This is a genomic window from Halopseudomonas sp. L-58 (assembly GCF_056859475.1).
This window is the reverse complement of the sequence record NZ_JBSXON010000014.1, coordinates 1-2928: the sequence shown is the minus strand read 5'-3', so window position 1 is coordinate 2928 and position 2928 is coordinate 1. Positions and strand designations below refer to the sequence as shown.

The window sequence follows — 2928 nt, the reverse complement described above, 5'->3', positions numbered from 1 at the left end:
TTTCCCCTGTCAACGCTTCACCCTGCACCTCACGGTGCAACGTGCATGACTCGGGGTCTGGTTGATTCGCCATTTCTTACCAGTATCGAACTTTCATCGACTATCCTCCGCCAGCTTTAACTGGCGCACTAAGCGTCCGGTAATCACATCTTGAGCCTGTCGCCGCTAGCGTCAGGATAGTGTCCACTTATTCCTTAGTGGACACTTATCATGAACACACCAAGCGTAGTCAAGCCCGCACCGAAGCGTCGCCGCTTCACGCCAGACTTCAAAGTCTCTATCGTTGCTGCCTGCCTGGAACCCGGGGTCTCCGTATCGCGCATTGCACTGGACAACCGCCTCAATGCCAACATGGTCCGCCGATGGATCAGAGAATCACAGCGCCGCGGTGATTTTTATTCAACACCAGCATTTGTGCCGGTAAAGCTACCCGCGCCTCCCGTGCCATCCGAGCCACGCTCGCTTGGTACTATCCGTATCGAGATACCCCGTGCCGGTGGTCCGGTTGTCGTGGAGTGGCCTGCTGACCAAGCACACCAATGTGCCGCCTTGCTACGTGACCTTCTGCGATGATCCGTATCGATGAAATCTGGTTGGCAACCGAGCCACTGGATATGCGTGCCGGTCCAGATACAGCCTTGGCTCGTGTTATTGCTGTGTTCGGGGCTGCCAGGCCACATTGCGCGTACCTGTTTGCCAACAAGCGCGGCAACCGGATGAAGGTCTTGGTGCATGATGGTCTGGGTGTCTGGTTGTGTGCCAGACGCCTGAACCGAGGCAAGTTCCACTGGGCTGATGCTTGGTGCGGTGACCGTGTAAACCTGACCGATGAACAGCTAATGGCACTGGCTCAAGGACTACCATGGCAGCGTATCGGTGACGCCGGCATCATCTCGGTACTCTAAGCACAGTCTGCTGCCAAGCGCCATAACCTGAAGGGTGTATCCCCAGTCAGGCCCAGTCTTGGCATACTAGCCACATGACACAGCAGCCCGATCTAAACCAGCTATCTGCCGATCAACTCCGCGTCCTGGCGGCAAAGTTGATGGCCTCTCTGGCGGCTAAAGATCGGGCGCTGACGCACAGCACTGCGCTGAACGACAAACTGACCCACGAACTCGCCATCCTCAAGCGCCACAAATATGCCCGGCGCAGTGAGCAACTCAATACCGCCCAAGGCTTACTGCTGGATGAGCTGGTCGATAGCGACCTGGCTGCTATCGAGGTCGAGCTGGAACAGGCAATGGCAGCTACCGAGCAAGCTCCCAAAGTCAAGCAGACGCCCAAGCGCACAGCCTTACCGCCTGAGTTGCCACGCACCCTGATCCATCACGAGCCCGATAACACCCAGTGCCGCTGTGGTTGCCAGCTCAAACGCATCGGTGAAGACGTCAGTGAGAAACTGGACTATGTCCCGGGTGAGTTCAGCGTCGAGCGGCATATCCGCGGCAAATGGGCCTGCGATAATTGTGAAACCCTGATCCAGGCACCGGTTCCGGCGCAGGTCATTGACAAGGGCATCCCGACGTCAGGACTACTGGCTCAGGTACTGGTTGCCAAGTACGCCGACCACCTGCCGCTGTACCGTCAGGAACGTATCTTCGGTCGCGCCGGCCTGGAAATCTCACGCTCCACCCTGGCCGAATGGGTAGGCGCCTGCGGCGTCCAGTTGCAACCACTGGTGGATGCACTGCGCCATGAACTACTCAAGCATCCCGTTCTGCATGCCGATGAAACACCGGTCAGCATGCTGGCCCCAGGCAAGAAGAAAACCCATAAGGCCTACGTCTGGGCGTACTGCACGACACCGTTCGCAGACCTGAAAGCCACCGTTTATGACTTCGCCCCCAGTCGCGCTGGTGAACATGCCCGCAACTTCCTTGGTGACTGGCAAGGCAAATTGGTATGCGATGATTACGCAGGTTACAAAGCCGGGTTCGGCAAGGGCATCGTGGAAATCGGCTGCATGGCGCATGCACGCCGCAAGTTCTATGACCTGCATCAGGCCAACCAGAGCACCCTGGCTGCGCAGGCGCTTGATTATATCGGCCAGCTCTATGAGGTCGAGCGACAAACCAAGGATGAGCCACCGGATAGACGACAGGCGATCAGGGCCGCCAAAGCACGCCCCTTGGCGGATGCTCTGCATCAATGGATGATCGCACAGCGGACCAAAGTTCCGGATGGCTCCGGCACGGCCCGAGCATTGGATTACAGCCTGAAACGCTGGGCTGCGCTAACGCGCTACCTGGACGATGGCCGCGTTCCTATCGACAACAACCGGGTGGAAAATCAGATCCGACCTTGGGCACTGGGACGATCCAACTGGCTGTTCGCCGGCTCGCTGCGCAGCGGCCAACGCGCTGCCGCGGTAATGAGCCTGATCCAATCAGCCAAGCTGAATGGTCATGACCCGTATGCGTATCTGAAGGATGTGCTGACCAGGCTGCCAACGCAGCGAGCGAGCCAGATTAGCCAGCTGCTGCCGCATCAGTGGGAACCGCCAAAGACAGGCCAGTAATCACCATGGTGTATCACCCCAAACGGCTACCCCGTAATAGTCTCGCACTGATTTATAAGCGTGCTGAGGGTGATACAAGAAAAGCGTTCAGCATGTGATACAGCAATCCGTTCAGAGGGTGATACAAGCGCGCAAGGTGACTTGGCCGGACGCTTACGGATTATCGGCCTGATCCTGCCGCCCGCAGCAGCGCTGACCCAGGCGAGTTTTCCGTGCGCGCAAAGAAGAACACCCCGACCATGACTGATCGGGGTGTTCGGTATAGGCGCTTGACGATGACCTACTCTCACATGGGGAAGCCCCACACTACCATCGGCGATGCATCGTTTCACTTCTGAGTTCGGGATGGGATCAGGTGGTTCCAATGCTCTATAGTCGTCAAGCAATTTGTTGCTGCCCGCTGGGCG

Annotated in this window: 3 protein-coding genes and 1 rRNA gene; 3 read left to right on the top strand and 1 reads right to left on the bottom strand. The window is 57.8% G+C overall.

Annotated elements, in window-relative coordinates:
* The first annotated feature begins 210 nt into the window (after positions 1-210).
* From tnpA to tnpC, 3 genes are all read left to right on the top strand, one after another.
* The gene (gene tnpA / locus AC13EY_RS00505; protein ID WP_482877501.1) at positions 211-573 is read left to right on the top strand and encodes an IS66-like element accessory protein TnpA; all 363 of its coding nucleotides are present in this window, start codon (positions 211-213) and stop codon (positions 571-573) included.
* Positions 570-905, top strand: coding sequence for an IS66 family insertion sequence element accessory protein TnpB (gene tnpB / locus AC13EY_RS00500; RefSeq protein WP_228247771.1), 336 nt, complete (start codon positions 570-572; stop codon positions 903-905). Before tnpA ends, tnpB begins: the two co-directional genes overlap by 4 nt.
* Before the next feature lie 74 nt (positions 906-979).
* Positions 980-2521: an IS66 family transposase gene (tnpC, locus tag AC13EY_RS00495; RefSeq protein WP_228247772.1), complete on the top strand. Its 1542-nt coding sequence runs from the start codon at positions 980-982 to the stop codon at positions 2519-2521.
* Positions 2522-2788: 267 nt separating this feature from the next.
* Here the strand turns inward: tnpC and rrf are convergent.
* A 5S ribosomal RNA gene (gene rrf / locus AC13EY_RS00490) occupies positions 2789-2904 on the bottom strand.
* Positions 2905-2928: the final 24 nt, after the last annotated feature.

Coding starts and splice junctions, on each gene's coding strand:
- tnpC (WP_228247772.1), top strand. CDS start 980: ATGACACAGCAGCCCGATCTAAACCAGCTATCTGCCGATCAACTCCGC.
- tnpA (WP_482877501.1), top strand. CDS start 211: ATGAACACACCAAGCGTAGTCAAGCCCGCACCGAAGCGTCGCCGCTTC.
- tnpB (WP_228247771.1), top strand. CDS start 570: ATGATCCGTATCGATGAAATCTGGTTGGCAACCGAGCCACTGGATATG.